The following is a 16,492-nucleotide window of genomic DNA, read 5'->3' on the forward strand; positions in this document are numbered from 1 at the left end:
AGCAGACCTGAACGAAACGAGAATTGTGTTACCCATGTCGTCGGTTTGAAGTGTTACCCATGTCGCCGGTTGCTCACCGAAAACAAGCAGGATGCACCTTTGCGGGTTTCTGATCGCCGGGCCGGTGGTTCATAGCCACGCAATCTGGAGAAATCCTAAGCATCGCACGGACTTTCTCAGTCTCGGTCACTACGTCGGGATTGCCCGGCTGCTGGAACGGGGAAAGTTCGACTTCATGTTCTTCGCAGACCGGTTGGCCATTGCGGATCGATATGGTGCGAGCCATGAGACCGGTATCCGCCATGCAGATCAGGATGCGACGCGAATGGATCCGGTGCCGATCCTCGGCGCAATTGCGGCGGTGACGAGCCGTATCGGCCTCGGTGCGACGCGCTCGACCACATACGATGCGCCCTACAACATCGCGCGCGAGTTCGCGACGCTGGACCATATCTCCGCTGGCCGCGCGGCGTGGAATGTCGTCACATCCATGAACGACGGCGAGGCGCTAAACTATGGCGACGTTCCGCATCTCGGGCACGATGATCGATACGACCGTGGCGACGAATTCATGGAGGTCGCCTTTGGCCTATGGGACAGTTGGGACAAGGATGCCCTGCTGCTCGACCGCGAAAACGGAATCTATGCGGATCCCGGCAAGGTTCATTACCTGAATCATAAAGGACGGTGGTTTCAGTCGCGGGGGCCTCTGAACATTCCGCGGAGTCCGCAAGGACGGCCCGTCATCATCCAGGCGGGATCGTCCGGTAGGGGCAAGGCTTTTGCGGCTCGCTGGTCCGAGGTGATCTTCGCGCTCCAGCCGAGCTTGGAACGCATGCGAGCGTTCAAGAGCGACGTCGCTACCGCGCTTGTCGATGCGGGCCGGACGCCCGATGCCAGCAAGGTACTGATGGCGATCATGCCGTTCATCGGCGAGAGCCGGGCCGAAGCGGAAGAAAAGAGAGATCTTCACGATTCGCTGGTCAACCCGCTGGTCGGGCTTTCGACCCTCGCTGCCCACGCCAATGCCGATTTCTCTCATTTCTCGCTGGAGGAGAGTGTCGAGCAGCTTCAGTCGTCGGGAAGTCAGGGAAATCTGGCGGCATTGAAAAGCATCGCGGCTGGAAAATCCATCACGATCGCGGACGCCGGTCGTATCTATGGCCAGGGCGTCATGTGCCCAAGGCTGGTCGGGACCGCAAAGGATGTTGCCGAGCAGATGGCGGAAATTGTCACGTCAGGCGCATCGGACGGGTTTGTGGTTTCGCCCGCGTTTCTTCCTGATACCTTCGAGGATTTTGTCGGGAAGGTCGTCCCTGTCTTGCAGAAGAATGGGCTCTTTCGGAGCGAATATGAGGGGGGGACTTTGCGATCTCACCTCGGCTTGGTCGCAACGTAGGACGGCAGATGTCCGAACTCGACAAACGCCTGTCACTTTCCTCGGTCGATGCCGAGCAATTCAGGGCGGCCATGCGGTGCATTGCCTCGACCGTGACCGTCATTACGAGCCGGGCGAATTCCGTGACGAACGGGATGACGGCAACCGCCGTTTGTAGCGTTTCGGCCTCGCCGCCTTGCATTCTTGTCGTCATCAACCAGGCCAATCGTTCGCACTCGCTGATCGAAGAGGCAGGTGTTTTCGCAGTGAATGTGCTGGCGTCGAACCAGTTGCCGTTGGCGCAGCATTTTGCCTCGAGACCGGACGAGCCGCTCGAGAGCGTGGAGCATCACCAGGGGCGGACAGGAGTGCCAATTCTGGGAGGATGCGCGGCCAGCCTGGAATGCCAGCTTGAATCGCAAACGAAATCGGGAACGCACTCGATCTTCGTGGGGCGGGTTGTGTCGGCCTGGGAAACAGGAGCTTCGCCATTGCTTTACTGGAGTGGCCGGTTTGCGAGCCTCGAGAAAGAGCTTCCTTGAGTGCGAGTAAGAAGCTGCGGTTCGTTCGCTCCTGGTGTGTAAAGCGGACCAAAGCTCCACATTGGACGCCGAGTGGGCTTCGCGGCGTAGCGGGCTCGCAACCACGGGCTACGATCTCGCACGCCAACCTACAATTCCTTACGCTTGGTGGTGGCGCGTGACGGTCTCTGGTTAGAATAATGTGTCCGCGAATTGGATTTGGACGATTTCATCACGTCGATAATCCTACAGTCGAGAGAGTAGCACGAACAATGCACCAGGCATTTCTGGCAAACCAGCCACTTTCCTTTTCGAACAGATCGGTAATAAGCTGCTCCCCTTGGACAATGAAGTCGCCGAGAACCTGGAGCAGTTTGCATCATTATGGGTTTGATGGAGAATAATGCCGGTGCATGGCGTGTCGGCGTCCTGTTTTCGCAAACAGGCGTCACATCGACGATCGAGCGGACGCAGCTCAATGCCACCTTGCTGGCGATCGAGGAAATCAACGCGAGAGGAGGCATTCTGGAACGGCCGATCGAGCCGATTTTGTACGACCCTGCCTCCGATCCCAAGAAATTTCGCGCCTTCGCCGAGCGGCTGTTCCAGGTGGACAGGATCAGGCTTCTGTTCGGCTGCTACATGTCGAGCACGCGCAAAGCGGTCCTGCCGGTGGTCGAGGCGCATCGCGGATTGCTGTTCTATCCCACCTTGTATGAGGGCTTCGAATATTCGCGCCACTGCATCTATACGGGGGCTGCGCCCAACCAGAATTCGCTGCAACTCGCCAAATTCCTGCTGTCGGCCTACAACCGATTCCTGTTCGTCGGCTCGAACTACGTCTACCCCTATGAATCGAACCGCGTGATGGCCGATTTCGTGGTGCAGGGAAAGGGCAAGGTGCTGGACGAGATCTACGTGCCGCTGCGTCCGACCCCTGACGATTTCGACAAGGTCATCCACCGCATCAAGAAGACCTCGCCGGACGTCATTTTCTCCACGGTGGTCGGCAGCGGCACGTCCGTGCTTTATCGCGCTTATCGCGCGGCCGGCTTCGATTCGGCGCGCATGCCGATCGCGAGCCTGACCACGAGCGAAGCGGAGGTTGCGGAAATGGGTGCCGAAGCTGCCGAAGGCCACATCACCGCAGCTCCCTTCTTCGAGACGCTTTCCTCGCCGGCGGCAAAGCGCTTCGTCACCAGCTTCAAGGAGAAGTACGGTGCCGACGCTCCCGTCACCGCCTGCGCCGAGGCCGCCTATTTCCAGCTTCATCTGGCGTTTCGCGCGGTCGCGAAATGCGGCTCCGACGATCCCGAACAGGTGCTCGGAAACTTGCGCGACGCCGAATTCGATGCCCCGCAGGGCCGCGTCAGGGTCGATCCGGAGAACAACCACACCTTCCTGTGGCCGCGGATCGCCCGGCTCGACCGGCATGGCCGCTTCCAGACGGTCTGGAATCCCGGCGTGCGGGTGAAGCCTGATCCCTACTGTGTCGTCCAGAGCCTCGACGATTGGTCAGTCGAGCTGCCGGTGCTCCACTCATAAGCATCCCGTAACGGAGAACTGGACGTGGCCATCCAAATTCTTCGGGACTTGCGGGGATTGCGGGTTCACGTCGTGCATCCGGCCGACACCGAGCGCACCAGGCTGGTCGAGCATCTGCGCCGTATCGGGTGCATGGTCGAGACCCAGTGGCCGGTGCCCGATTGCTGGGCGGAAGGCGCCGATATCGTGCTGCTTGCGATCGAGCACGACGTGCGCGAGGAAATCCAACGGCTGTTGAAGTCGGATGCAAACCACCGGCCGACGCTGATCGCCGTGGTCAGTTACGAGGATCCATCCACGCTCCAGCTTGTGCTGGAAGCCGGCGCAGTCGCAGTGATCGAGCGACCGATCAGGCCGTTCGGCCTGCTCACCAATCTGACGATCGCGCGCAGTCTGTGGCTCGAGCGGCGCGAGGCCGAGAAACGCGTGCGCAAGCTTGAGCGCAAGCTCGCCGGTATCCAGCGTATCCAGAAGGCGAAGGTCATTCTGATGGATGGCCAGGGATTGAACGAAGCGGAAGCATACGAGACGATCCGCAGACAAGCGATGTCGAAACGTCTGTCGATGGACGAGATGGCGGCCGCGATCATCCACGCAAATGAGCTGTTGCAATACCGTTTGAAAGGTGATTAGCTTTTGTGGTGTCGCGAGAGGAAATCCTTCTCGCGACTTTTGCTGGACCATCGATGCTGCTGGTTCGGCTCAGGCTAGGTAAGCCCGAAAGATCCGCGAGGGTCTGTCGGGCTTTGTTGCTTTGTGGGGTCGATATCCGCCGCCGACGCATTAGCGTTTTCGGGGGAGCGTCCTGATCTGGGATTTTTCTGGCTTCGAAACAACGCGCTTCGGCGCGAACGGCTTGGTGCGCCTGGACACACGGGGAGCATAGGTATGGCGATCGACAGACGGAGGTTTTTGAGGAATGGCTTGCTCGCGACTGGTACGGTGATCACGTCGCCTGGGGTCTTTCAGACCGGCGCGCGTGCGGCAGGCGAGGTCAAGGTCGGCGTGTTGTTCTCTCTGACCGGTGGTCTTTCGATTATCGAGAAATCGCTGCATGACGCGACGCTGATGGCGATCAGCGAGATCAATGCCGCCGGCGGCGTCAAGGGCATGAAGATCACGGCGATCGTCGAGGACGGCGCTTCCGATCCCAAGACTTACAACGAGAAGGCTTCGAAGCTTGTCATCCAGGACAAGGTGCCGACCGTGTTCGGCTCCTACACCTCGGCGAGCCGTAAGGCGGTGCTGCCGGTGTTCGAGAAGCGCAACAATCTCTACTTCTATCCGACTTATTACGAAGGCTTCGAATGCTCCAAGAACGTCGTCTACACCGGCGCCGTTCCGAACCAGCAGCTTTCGAACTTCATCCCCTGGATCATCAAGACGCTTGGCAAGAAGAAATTCTTCATCGTCGGATCGAACTACATCTATCCGCGCGAGATGGCCAAGGTCTCGAAGATCCTGATCGAGAAGAACGGCGGCGAATGGATCGCCGACGAATATCTCGAGCTCGGCCATTCCGAATGGGGCTCCATGGTCAACAAGATCAAGAGCTCAGGCTGCGACGTCGTGTTGTCCAACGTGGTCGGTGACTCCGTGGTCGCCTTCTACCGCGAATACAAGAACCAGGGCCTCACCCACGATAAATTGCCGATCTGCGCCACCGTGACCTCCGAGATCGAGATCGCGGCGATGGGCGCGGAATATGCGGTCGGCAGCTACACCTCGTTCCCGTATTTCCAAGCGATCGACACCGACCGCAACAAGGCCTTTGTCGAGCGCTACCGCGCCTTCGTGAAGGATCCGAAGGCGGTGACCCACCACGCGCTGGAGTCTTCCTATTTCCAGGCCTTCCTGTGGAAGCAGGCGGCCGAGAAAGCCGCCGAGATCACACCGGTCGCGATTCGCGAGGCGGTGAAGGGACAGGAGTTCGATGCGCCCAACGGCCATGTGAAGATCGATCCCGAGAACCTGCACACCTATCTCACGCCGCGCATCGCGCAGTGGCTCCCGGACGGGCAGGGCAAGATCATCGACGCCTACAAGGAGCCGGTCGTGCCGCTGCCCTATGTCGCCTATGGCGAGACCCCGACCAACCTGTTCTGCACAGGCAAGGGGCTCGATACGGCCAAGCTGAAAACCTGATCGAGGCACACAGCCTCCGCCGCGCGTGCTTGCGCGCGGTGGAGGGTGGGACGGTGGCATGCTCGAAGTTCTTTTTATCGGTCTCAGTCTCGGGTCGATCCTGCTTCTGGTCGCCCTTGGCCTTGCGATCACCTATGGCGCGATGGGCGTGATCAACATGGCCCATGGCGAGATGGTGATGGTCGGCGCCTATGTCACGGTGCTCTCGGGCATCTGGCTCGGCACCAATATTTTCGTGGCGAACCCGCTCGCCTTCATCGTCACCGCGCTGCTCGGCCTCCTGATCGAGCGCGTCGTGGTGCGCAGGCTTTACGGCCGCCTGCTCGACACGCTGCTCGCGACCTGGGGCATCGCCATCCTGATCCAGCAGGCGGTGCGGCTGGAATTCGGCCTGTCGTTTCTCGGCATCCACGTCCAGGGCCTCGGGCCGGGCCTGCAGAACGTTGCCGTGCCGCCGTTCCTGCGGGGCACGTTCTCGATCCTTGGCGCAGATATCAACCGCTACCGCACCTTCATCATCCTGGTGACCGTGATCCTCGCGCTCGTGACCTGGTTCATCATCTATCGCACCTCGATGGGCACGCAGGTGCGCGCCATCATCCGCAATCCGAAGATGGCGGCGGCCTGCGGCATCGACGTGACCCGCGTCAACGCGCTGACGTTTGCGTTTGGTTCAGGCCTTGCGGGCGTTGCGGGCGTGATGATGTCGGGCTTCAAGACGGTGTTTCCCGATATGGGCACGTCGATGGTGGTCGACGGCTTCCTCGTCGTCGTCATGGGCGGCGTCGGCAGTCTGCTCGGCTCGGTGTTGTCAGCCGGCATCCTCGGCGAGATCAACGGCCTCGTCGCGGCCGCGACCAACGACATCCTGGCGCGCGCGGTCGTGTTCGGCGTCGTCATCGCCATCATCGTGCTCAAGCCGAAGGGGCTGTTTGCCCTGAAGGGGCGCTGACGATGCCGGTGAAACGCAAGATCGACTGGGCGATCTATGCCGCGTTCGTGGTGCTGATGATGCTCCTGCCGCTGGTGATGGATGCGTTCTGGCTGAACCGGGCCGCAAAGTATCTCGTCTACGGCATGCTCGGCGTCGCGGTCGCGCTGTCCTGGGGCTATGCCGGCATCCTCAATCTCGGCCAGGGCCTGTTCTTCGGCGCCGGCGCCTACATGCTGGCGATGTCGCTGAAGCTCGCGAGCACCACCAGCCTGCAGCAGGGTTCCGACAAGCCGGTCCCGGACTTCATGCTGTGGAACGCCGAGCCGGGCGCGCCGACCGAGCTCTGCTGCATTAACAAGGCCTCATTCCTGTGGCTGCCGTTCCAGAGCCAGTGGTTCGGCGTTGCGATGGGGCTGATCCTGCCGGTGCTGCTCGCGACGATCCTCGGCACCATCGTGTTCCGCAAGCGTATCTCCGGCGTGTTCGTCTCCATCATCACGCTGGCGCTGGTGCTGCTGGTTCGTCTGGTGGTGATCGACTCGCAGCCCGTCACCAACGGCTTCAACGGGCTTACCGATCTCGGCTGGTTCAATGTCGCGGGCCTCGAGTTCGACCCTTACATCGTTCCCACGTACTATCTCGTCGCGGTCTCGCTCAGCCTGGTCCTTGTCGGCGCGCGGCTCCTGATCGATACGCGCTCCGGACTGATCCTGCAGGCGGTGCGCGATGACCAGAACCGGGCGCGCTATCTCGGCTTCGACGTGCCGGCCTACCAGACCTTCTTTTTCGCGGTCTCGGCGGCAATCGCGGGCTTTGCCGGCATGCTCTACGTGATCGTGTCGGAGTTCGCCTCGCCGACCTTCATGGACCTGACGTTCTCCATCACCATGGTGGTGTGGGCGGCGGTCGGAGGCCGCGCCTCGATCTTGGGCGCCTGCATCGGCGCGATCCTGATCAACACGATTTCGGCGACCGTCAGCGAGACCGAAGGCTTTGCCGAAGCCTGGAAAGCGATCATCGGCCTGATCTTTGTGCTGGTGGTGCTCTATCTGCCGCGCGGCCTTGCCGGGCTCGCGCATGACTTCATCGACCGCTTATTGGCGCGCAAGCCCGCGGCTTCTCCGCAGGCGTTGCAGGTGAGCGAAACCTCGTCGCAGCTCGCGGAGTAGGCGATGGCGCAGGCGGCACTCACCATCGACGGCTTGAGCGTGGATTTCGAGGGCTTCAAGGCCGTCAACGGCGTGACCATGACGGTCGACGACGGCGAGTTGCGCGTGCTGCTGGGCGCCAACGGCGCCGGCAAGACCACGCTGATGGACCTGATTTCCGGCAAGACCAAGTCGACCGACGGTCGCGTTTATCTGCACGATACCGACATCACCAACTGGGAAGAGCACAAGATCGCGCGCGCCGGCATCGGCCGGAAGTTCCAGATCCCAAGCGTGTTCAAGGAGCTTACGGTCCGTCGCAATCTCGAAGTGGCGAGCTGCAAGAAGCCGGGCGTGTTCGCCAATCTGCGCTTCGGCTTCGGCGCGGAGGCGGAGCGCAATGTCGACGAGGTGCTGGAACTGATCGGCCTCATCGAGGAGCAGGACCGCATCGCCGCCTATCTCAGCCACGGCCAGACCCAGTGGCTCGAGCTCGGCCTCCTGATCACGCAAAACCCAAAGATCATCCTGCTGGATGAGCCGACCGCCGGCATGACCCAGGCCGAGACGCACAAGACCTCGGAGATCGTCAACAACCTCAGGGGCCGTCACACCATCATCGTAGTCGAGCACGACATGGCCTTCGTGCGCGAGATCGCCGAGCGCATCACGGTGTTGCATCTCGGCCAGGTGTTGGCCGAGGGAAATGTCGAGCAGATCGAGAACAATCCGAAGGTGCGCGAAGCCTATCTGGGATCGAAGGGGATCTCGTGATGCTCGCCTTCGCCCATGTCGACAGTTTCTATGACCGCAGCCACATCCTGCACGATGTCTGCCTCGACGTGCCCGACGGCGAGGTGACCGCCGTGATGGGCCGCAACGGCACCGGCAAGACCACGCTGTTGAAGACGCTGATGGGGCTGACCGACCGGATGGGCGGCGAGATCAGGTTCGATGGCGACAACCTCGGCGCCAAGCCGACCTTTCAGCGCGCGCGGGCGGGCATCGCCTATGTGCCGCAGGGCCGTGAGATCATCCCGGACTTCTCGATCCGCGAGAACATCCTGATGGGCTCGTTTGCCCGCAGCGACGGCAAGCGCGAGATCCCGCCGCTAGTGGCCGAGCTGTTCCCCTATCTGATCGACAATCTCGACCGCAATGGCGGCGTGCTGTCCGGCGGTCAGCAGCAGCAGCTCGCGATCGCGCGCGCGCTCGCCGCCGATCCGAAGATCATCCTGCTGGATGAGCCCAACGAAGGCATCCAGCCCTCGATCGTCGAGGAGATCGAGAACGTCATCATCCGCCTCAACCGGGACGTCGGGCTCACCGTCGTCCTGGTCGAGCAGAACGTATCGTTCGTCCGCCGCGCCGCGCATCGCTTCGCGATGATGGAGAAGGGGCGCGTGGTGGCGTCGGGCGAGATCGGCGAGCTCAGCGACACGCTGGTTCACCGCCACATGGCGGTGTGAGCTGGATGTCGCGGGGGGCAGGCAACGGTGCGTGAGGACCAAGAACCAGTGACCAGAAAACCGCAAGGAGAGCGATATGCTGCACGGTGATATTACTTCCAGCAACGACACGGTGGGCGTCGCCGTCGTGAACTACAAGATGCCGCGCCTTCACACCAAGGCGGAGGTGCTCGCCAACGCCCGCAAGATCGCCGACATGATCGTCGGCATGAAGACTGGCCTGCCGGGCATGGATCTGGTGATCTTCCCGGAATATTCCACCCACGGCATCATGTACGACTCCAAGGAGATGTATGAGACGGCGTCCGTCGTGCCGGGCGAGGAGACCGAGATCTTTGCCGAAGCCTGCCGCAAGGCGAAGGTCTGGGGCGTGTTCTCGCTCACCGGCGAGCGGCATGAGGAGCATCCGAAGAAGGCGCCCTACAACACGCTGATCCTGATGAACGACAAGGGCGAGATCGTGCAGAAATATCGCAAGATCATGCCTTGGGTGCCGATCGAGGGCTGGTATCCTGGCAACTGCACCTACGTCTCCGAGGGGCCGAAGGGCCTGAAGGTTTCGCTCATCATCTGCGACGACGGCAATTATCCCGAGATCTGGCGTGACTGCGCGATGAAGGGCGCGGAGCTGATCGTGCGTTGCCAGGGCTACATGTATCCGGCCAAGGACCAGCAGGTGATCATGGCCAAAGCGATGGCCTGGGCCAACAACGTCTATGTCGCGGTCGCGAACGCCGCCGGCTTCGATGGCGTCTATTCCTATTTCGGCCATTCGGCGATCATCGGCTTCGACGGCCGCACGCTCGGCGAATGCGGCGAGGAGGATTACGGCGTGCAATATGCCCAGCTCTCGAAGTCGCTGATCCGCGACGCGCGCGCGAATGGCCAGTCGCAGAATCATCTCTTCAAGCTGGTTCATCGCGGCTACACTGGCATGATCAATTCCGGTGACGGCGACCGCGGCGTCGCGACCTGCCCCTACGACTTCTATGCGAAATGGATCGCCGATCCCGAAGGCACGCGCGAGATGGTCGAATCCTTCACCCGCTCGACCGTCGGCACCGAGGAATGTCCGATCGAGGGCATCCCAGCTAAGAAGGTCGCGCATCGCTGAACTGGAGTATGATGCGGCGCCGGCCGAACAGTCGGCCGGCGCACGCGAGACCATGAAAGAAACCATGAAATAAGAGAGGATGCGCCGTCATGACTCTCGATTACGAGATCTACGACCTCGGCGACGTCAGGCTGCAGCGCGGCGCGACGTTGCGCGGCTGCAGGCTGGCGTACAAGACCTTCGGCACGCTGAACGCCGCGAAGGATAACGTCATCGTCTATCCGACCTGGTATTCGGGCCAGCACTACGACAATGAGTGGCTGGTCGGGGAGGGGCGCGCGCTCGACCCGAGCAAATACTTCATCATCATTCCGAACATGCTTGGCAATGGGCTTTCGTCATCGCCGAGCAACACGCCCGAGCCCTATAACGGCCCACGTTTTCCGCAGGTGACGGCCTACGACAATGTGCGCGTGCAGCACCGGCTGGTGACCGAGAAGTTCGGCATCAAGCACATTCGCCTTGTAACCGGCTGGTCGATGGGCGCGCTGCAGACCTTCCACTGGGGCGCGCTCTACCCCGACATGATGGACCTGATCGCGCCGTTCTGCGGCTCGGCGAAATGCTCGCGGCACAATTCCGTCTTCCTCGAAGGCGTGAAGGCGGCGCTGACCGCCGACGCAGTCTGGAAGGAAGGCTGGTACACCGAGAAGCCCGCCCGTGGCTTGCGTGCCGCGGCCCGCGTCTATGCCGGCTGGGGATTCTCCCAGGCATTCTATCGCGAGAAGCTCGATCTCGAGGCGCTTGGTTACTCCTCGCTGGAAGACTTCCTGGTCGCATTCTGGGAAGGTTTCTTCCTGCCCAAGGATCCCAACAATCTCCTGACCATGCTCGGGACCTGGCAGAACGGCGATATCAGCGACAACGAAATCTACAAGGGCGATTTCAAGGCGGCGCTGGGCGCGATCAAGGCCAAGGCCTATGTCATGCCTGGTCAGACCGACCTCTATTTTCCGCCGGAAGACAGCCAGTCCGAAGTGGAGCACATGCCAAACGCCGAGTTCGTTCCGGTTCCCTCGATCTGGGGCCACTTCGCGGGCGGTCCCGGCACCAATCCTGCGGATGTCGATTTCATCGACGCCAAGCTGAAGGAGCTGCTGGCGAAGTGACAGCCTGCAGCACGATGTGGGAAGGAGACTGCGATGCTGCGCATCGAACGCGTGCTCGGTAGCCGGCTGGAGCCGGAATTCTCCGAGGAGCTGCATCGGCTCGAGCACAGCGGCGCAGTCGATATCGTCAACGTGCCCGTGGCGGATCTGGCACGGCGGCGGCTGTTGATCACCACCCGCGGCGGCGTCGAGCTTGCGATCGCACTGCCGCGCCACCAGAAACTGTTCGATGGCGCGGTGCTCGTGCTGGAGAACGACCGCGCGATCGTCGTGCGGGCGGCGACCGAACGCTGGCTGAAGCTCGAGCCGCGCTCGATCGCCGATGCGATCGAGCTCGGTTATCACGTCGGCAATCTGCATTGGCGTGTGCGCTTCGGCGGCGAGGTGCTGTTCGTGGCGCTCGAAGGCCGACCGGAGGATTACATCGCGCGATTGGAGGACATGGTCGCCTCGCGCCGTGTGGGCATCAGCGTGCTCGACGAGGAGGAAGACGTGCCGGATCATGCGGCATCGGAGGACGGCCACGACGGGCATCACGTCAACCAGCACGATCGAAGTCATTAAACGATGCTGTCGACCTTGCGCGCGCTATGGCAGGCGGATGGGGCGTTTCCCAGCGGCTCCTTCGCCTTCTCCTATGGGATTGAGGGCATCGTCGCCCTGCGCCACGGGCTGGACGCGCGCGAATTGAAACGGCTGGTGGCGGCGGCGCTGAAGCATCGCTGGGCCAGCTATGACCGGGTCGCGCTGTTGCGCGCCTTCCGCTGCAATGGCGATCTCGCCGTCATCGCCGCTGTCGATCGCGAGGTGGAGGCCTCGACGCTGGTCGAGAGCTTGCGTGTAGGCTCGCGCCGCAACGGAGCGTCGTTTTTGGCGTCGCATGCCCGGATCGGCAACGATCTTGCGGCCATCCTGCGCGATGTAGTGCGCTCCGGCGAATGCCTCGGCCATATCGCGGTTATGCAGGGCGCGGTGTGGTCCTCGGTCGGGCTCGACGAAAACCTGGCGCAATTGACCTCCGGCTACACCGTCGCCTCGGGCCTGATCACCGCCGCCATCCGGCTTGGCGCGGTCGGTGCGCTGCAGGGGCAGGAGGTGCTGGCTGATTGCCTGCCGCTGATCGAGCAGCTCACGATGAACGAAACGCCGCTCGAACTCGAAAGCTTTGCGCCCTTCCTCGACGTCGCCGCGGCGCGCCACGCGCAGGCCGACCTGCGGCTGTTCGCCAATTGAGAGTGAGATAGCATGCTGCTGACGCCCACGGAGCTGGAACGGTTGACGATCTTCAATGCCGCGGAACTGGCGCGCCGCCGCCGCGCGCGGGGACTGAAGCTGAACTATCCCGAAGCGGTCGCGATCATCACCGACGAGATCCTCGAAGGCGCGCGTGACGGCCGCTCGGTTGCCGACCTCATCGGTTATGGCTCTACGATCCTCTCCACCGACGACGTGCTGCCGGGGATTGCCGCGATGATGCATATCATCCAGGTCGAATGCGTCTTCGGCGATGGCACCAAGCTGGTCACGGTGCATGAGCCGATCCGCCCTCCACCGGGTGCTGCCGCCGATGTCGAGCATCCAGGCGTGATCACCGTACGGGACGGCCAGCTCGAACTCAATGCCGGCCGGCGCAAGGTGAAGCTGGCCGCGGTCAACACCGGCGACCGTCCGATCCAGATCGGCTCGCATTTCCATTTCTTCGAGGTCAACAAGGCGCTCGAATTCGACCGCGCCGCCGCCTTCAACATGCGGCTCGACATTCCCGCCGGCACGGCCGTACGCTTCGAGCCCGGCGCGTCCAAGGAAGTGTCGCTGGTCGAATTCGGCGGACGCCGCGAACTGACCGGGCTCAACAACCTCACCGACGGCCTCGGCACCGATCCGGCCGTGCGGGACGCCGCGCTGGCGCGAGCCAAAGCACGCGACTTCAGGGGGCATAACCGTGGCAATGATCGACCGGCGCGATTACGCCGCGCTTTATGGGCCGACCACCGGCGACTCCGTCCGCCTCGGTGACACCTCGCTGATGGCCGTGGTCGAGAAGGATTACGCCGTCTATGGCGATGAGTGCCTGCACGGCGGCGGCAAGACCTTGCGCGACGGCATCGGCATGGCCGGCATCACCTCGGCCGAAGGTGCGCTCGACTTCCTGCTCTGCAATGTCGTGGTGATCGATCCCGTGATCGGCATCGTCAAGGGCGATCTCGGCATCAGGAACGGGCGCATCGTCGGCATCGGCAAGGCCGGCAATCCAGCGATCATGGACGGCGTCGATCCTCGGCTGATCGTTTCGACCGGCACCACCGTGCGCGATTGCGAGGGCCTGATCGCAACGCCCGGCGCGATCGATGTCCACGTCCATTTCGACAGCGCCGGCCTGGTCGAGCATGCGCTTGCCAGCGGCATCACCACCATGATCGGCGGCTCGCTCGGACCGATCACGGTCGGCATCGATTCCGGCGGCCCCTTCAATACCGGCAAGATGCTGCAGGCCGCCGAAGCCTGGCCGATGAATTTCGGCTTCCTCGGCCGCGGCAACTCGCATCGCGTGCCGCCGATGGTCGAGCAGCTCGAGACCGGCGTCATGGGATTGAAGCTGCACGAGGACTGGGGCTCGATGCCGGCCGCGATCGACACCTGCCTCCGCGTCGCGGACGAATACGATTTCCAGGTCCAGATCCACACCGATACGCTGAACGAATCCGGCTTCGTCGAGAACACGCTGGAAGCGATCGGCGGCCGCACCATTCACATGTATCACACCGAGGGCGCCGGCGGCGGCCACGCGCCCGATATTATCCGTGTCGCCGGCGAGATGCACTGCCTGCCGTCATCGACCAATCCGACCAATCCGTTCACGGTCAACACCTTCGACGAACATCTCGACATGACCATGGTATGCCACCACCTCAATCCGGCGATTCCGGAGGATGTGGCGTTCGCGGAAAGCCGGATCCGCGCGCAGACCATTGCGGCCGAGGACGTGCTGCACGACATCGGCGCCATCTCGATGCTCGGCTCCGACAGCCAGGGCATGGGCCGCATCCACGAGGTGATTTGCCGCACCTGGCAGCTCGCCTCGAAGATGAAGGACCAGCGCGGCGCGCTGCCGGAAGACCGCGCGGGCTTCGGCGACAACGCGCGCATCCGCCGTTATGTGGCGAAGTACACCATCAATGCCGCGAGGACATTCGGCATCGCTGACCATGTCGGCTCGCTAGAAGACGGCAAACTTGCAGACATCGTGGTCTGGCGCCCGGCGTTCTTCGGCATCAAGCCGGAGCTGGTGATCAAGGGCGGCTTCATCGCCTGGGGCGCGATGGGCGACAGCGCGGCCTCGCTGATGACCTGCGAGCCGATGCTGATGCGCCCGCAGTGGGGCGCGTTCGGCCGCGCGCCGGCGGCGCTGTCGGCCTGCTTCGTGCATCCGCTGGCGCTGCAGCGCGATCTCGCCGGCTCGCTCGGCCTGTCGAAGAAATTGCTTCCGGTGAAGGGGACACGCAAGCTCTCCAAGCGCGACATGCTCTGGAACGATCTCTGCCCGAAGATCTCCGTCGACCCTGAAACCTTCGACGTCTTCGTCGACGGCGCGCTTGCGACCTGTGAGCCGGCACGCGAATTGCCGCTGGCGCGGCGCTATATGCTGAGGTGATGCGATGCTCGACAAGCTGCGCCCTGCAGAGCGCACCGCAATCCACGCCAATCCTGCTGCGGCCCGTGTCGGCATCGGCGGTCCCGTCGGCTGCGGCAAGACCGCGCTGATCGAGGCGCTGATCCCGGTCCTGCAGCGCCGCGGTATCGATTTTGCCGTGGTGACGAACGATCTCGTGACCAAGGAGGATGCCGAGCGATTGCGCCGTTCCGGCCTGATCGATCCGGCGCGCGTCTCCGCGGTCGAGGCCGGTGCCTGTCCGCACACGGTGATCCGCGAGGACCCGACGCTCAACATCGCCGCCGGCGACGATCTGGAAGCGCGGTTTCCCGGGCTTGAGCTGATCCTGTTCGAATCCGGCGGCGACAATCTCGCCTCGACCTTCTCGCTCGACCTGGTCGATTGGTGGATGTTCGTGATCGATGTCGCCGGCGGCGACGACATTCCGCGCAAGAAGGGGCCCGGCCTGCTCCGCTGCGACCTCCTCGTCGTCAACAAGGTCGATCTTGCGCCATATGTGGGTGTCGAGCTCGAACCGATGCTGGCAGAGGCGGTCCGGGTGAGGGGCGGACGGCCGGTGCTTGCGACCAACGCGCGCGCCGGTGCCGGTATAGAGGCGGTTGCCGATGCGATCTCTGCCGCTGTCCTCTTCCGCATTTGACTCCGGCCGCAGCGCCGAAGCGCATCTCGCCGCGGACCTTGCCGGCGGCCGCACCGTGCTGCGGCGCCAGCATGTCGGCTACCCCTTTCACGTCACCCGCGGCTTCTATCTGGACGCGGCGCGGCCCGAGCTGCTCACGCTTTATCTGCAGTCGGCCTCCGGCGGGCTCTATGCCGGCGACCGCCTCAAGCTCGATGTGGACGTTGCGGCCAATGCCGCGTTTCACCTGACGACGCAGGCGTCCACCGTCGTGCATGACGGACGCGAGGCCGGCACGCTGCAGCAGCAATCCATCACAGTCGGTCCGGGCGCGTTCTGCGCGATCGCGAGCGATCCCTGTGTGCTGTTTCCCGGCGCCGATCTGTGCCTCGACACCATCGCGACGGTGGCGGAGGATGCGGTGCTGTTCCTGGCCGACGGATTTGCCGTGCACGACCCGCGGCAGGCGGGACGGCCGTTCGCATCGTTCTCCAGCCGGCTGCGCATCCTGCGTCCCGACGGCCGCGTTCTGCTGCTCGATCGCGGATCTATCCGGGGCAATGAGGCGCGCGCCGGCTCGCTCGGCGACATGGCGGCCGCTGCGACCGTCGTGCTGATCGCTCCGCCGGACAAATTGCCCGATGTTGGAACCCTCGGCCAGATCGTTGATGGCTTCGGCTGCCTGTCGGGTGCTTCGCCTGCGCCGAACCAAGCTGGACTCGTGATGCGGATATTGGCGCCGGACGGCGGCACGCTCGCGCGCGGGCTCGAAGCGGCGTTCCATGTCGCCGGACGCGCGGCGCTCGGCTCCGATCTCGTGCGCCGGCGCAAGTAGGC

Annotated in this window: 17 protein-coding genes; all 17 read left to right on the forward strand. The window is 62.9% G+C overall.

Annotated elements, in window-relative coordinates; translation table 11 throughout:
- Positions 1–91 precede the first annotated feature (91 nt).
- The 17 genes from AAFX91_RS07355 (at position 92) to AAFX91_RS07435 (ending at position 16,490) form a co-directional block, all read left to right on the forward strand.
- Entirely contained in the window at positions 92–1,399 is a 1,308-nt protein-coding gene (locus AAFX91_RS07355) for an LLM class flavin-dependent oxidoreductase (RefSeq protein ID WP_245476694.1), read from the forward strand.
- Positions 1,400–1,407: 8 nt separating this feature from the next.
- Positions 1,408–1,920 (forward strand): flavin reductase family protein, encoded by a 513-nt coding sequence (locus tag AAFX91_RS07360; protein ID WP_394566008.1) that lies wholly within the window; start codon positions 1,408–1,410, stop codon positions 1,918–1,920.
- A gap of 363 nt (positions 1,921–2,283) precedes the next feature.
- Positions 2,284–3,444: a transporter substrate-binding domain-containing protein gene (locus AAFX91_RS07365; RefSeq protein ID WP_130582700.1), complete on the forward strand. Its 1,161-nt coding sequence runs from the start codon at positions 2,284–2,286 to the stop codon at positions 3,442–3,444.
- A 24-nt stretch (positions 3,445–3,468) separates the two neighbouring features.
- Complete coding sequence (locus AAFX91_RS07370) at positions 3,469–4,077, forward strand: ANTAR domain-containing response regulator (protein WP_130582701.1); 609 nt, start codon at positions 3,469–3,471, stop codon at positions 4,075–4,077.
- A 255-nt stretch (positions 4,078–4,332) separates the two neighbouring features.
- Positions 4,333–5,589, forward strand: a complete 1,257-nt coding sequence (locus AAFX91_RS07375) for an ABC transporter substrate-binding protein (RefSeq protein WP_394566009.1) — start codon at positions 4,333–4,335, stop codon at positions 5,587–5,589.
- Between the two features lie 58 nt (positions 5,590–5,647).
- Complete coding sequence (gene urtB, locus AAFX91_RS07380; protein WP_394566010.1) at positions 5,648–6,541, forward strand: urea ABC transporter permease subunit UrtB; 894 nt, start codon at positions 5,648–5,650, stop codon at positions 6,539–6,541.
- A 2-nt stretch (positions 6,542–6,543) separates the two neighbouring features.
- Positions 6,544–7,692 carry an urea ABC transporter permease subunit UrtC gene (gene urtC, locus AAFX91_RS07385; RefSeq protein WP_394566011.1) on the forward strand — a complete coding sequence of 383 codons (1,149 nt, stop codon included), beginning with the start codon at positions 6,544–6,546 and terminating at the stop codon, positions 7,690–7,692.
- Positions 7,693–7,695: 3 nt separating this feature from the next.
- Complete coding sequence (urtD, locus tag AAFX91_RS07390; RefSeq protein WP_394566012.1) at positions 7,696–8,445, forward strand: urea ABC transporter ATP-binding protein UrtD; 750 nt, start codon at positions 7,696–7,698, stop codon at positions 8,443–8,445.
- Positions 8,445–9,140: an urea ABC transporter ATP-binding subunit UrtE gene (gene urtE, locus AAFX91_RS07395; RefSeq protein WP_130578429.1), complete on the forward strand. Its 696-nt coding sequence runs from the start codon at positions 8,445–8,447 to the stop codon at positions 9,138–9,140. Before urtD ends, urtE begins: the two co-directional genes overlap by 1 nt.
- Positions 9,141–9,216: 76 nt before the next feature.
- A complete protein-coding gene (locus AAFX91_RS07400) occupies positions 9,217–10,254 on the forward strand; it encodes an aliphatic amidase (RefSeq protein ID WP_394566013.1) in 1,038 nt (345 codons plus the stop codon).
- 89 nt (positions 10,255–10,343) lie between these two features.
- Positions 10,344–11,363 carry an alpha/beta fold hydrolase gene (locus tag AAFX91_RS07405; protein WP_394566014.1) on the forward strand — a complete coding sequence of 340 codons (1,020 nt, stop codon included), beginning with the start codon at positions 10,344–10,346 and terminating at the stop codon, positions 11,361–11,363.
- Between the two features lie 33 nt (positions 11,364–11,396).
- Positions 11,397–11,927, forward strand: coding sequence for an urease accessory protein UreE (gene ureE / locus AAFX91_RS07410; protein WP_394566015.1), 531 nt, complete (start codon positions 11,397–11,399; stop codon positions 11,925–11,927).
- Between the two features lie 3 nt (positions 11,928–11,930).
- Complete coding sequence (locus tag AAFX91_RS07415; protein WP_282526989.1) at positions 11,931–12,596, forward strand: urease accessory protein UreF; 666 nt, start codon at positions 11,931–11,933, stop codon at positions 12,594–12,596.
- 12 nt (positions 12,597–12,608) lie between these two features.
- Positions 12,609–13,379 (forward strand): urease subunit gamma, encoded by a 771-nt coding sequence (locus tag AAFX91_RS07420; protein WP_394566016.1) that lies wholly within the window; start codon positions 12,609–12,611, stop codon positions 13,377–13,379.
- The gene (gene ureC, locus AAFX91_RS07425; RefSeq protein ID WP_394566017.1) at positions 13,306–15,015 is read left to right on the forward strand and encodes an urease subunit alpha; all 1,710 of its coding nucleotides are present in this window, start codon (positions 13,306–13,308) and stop codon (positions 15,013–15,015) included. The genes AAFX91_RS07420 and ureC overlap by 74 nt, the downstream gene beginning before the upstream one ends.
- Positions 15,016–15,019: 4 nt before the next feature.
- Positions 15,020–15,676, forward strand: a complete 657-nt coding sequence (ureG, locus tag AAFX91_RS07430) for an urease accessory protein UreG (RefSeq protein ID WP_394566018.1) — start codon at positions 15,020–15,022, stop codon at positions 15,674–15,676.
- Entirely contained in the window at positions 15,642–16,490 is an 849-nt protein-coding gene (locus AAFX91_RS07435; protein ID WP_394566019.1) for an urease accessory protein UreD, read from the forward strand. The genes ureG and AAFX91_RS07435 overlap by 35 nt, the downstream gene beginning before the upstream one ends.
- The last annotated feature ends 2 nt before the right edge of the window (positions 16,491–16,492 follow it).

Origin of the sequence: Bradyrhizobium sp. 31Argb (assembly GCF_043638955.1) — a bacterium.
Lineage (GTDB): Bacteria > Pseudomonadota > Alphaproteobacteria > Rhizobiales > Xanthobacteraceae > Bradyrhizobium.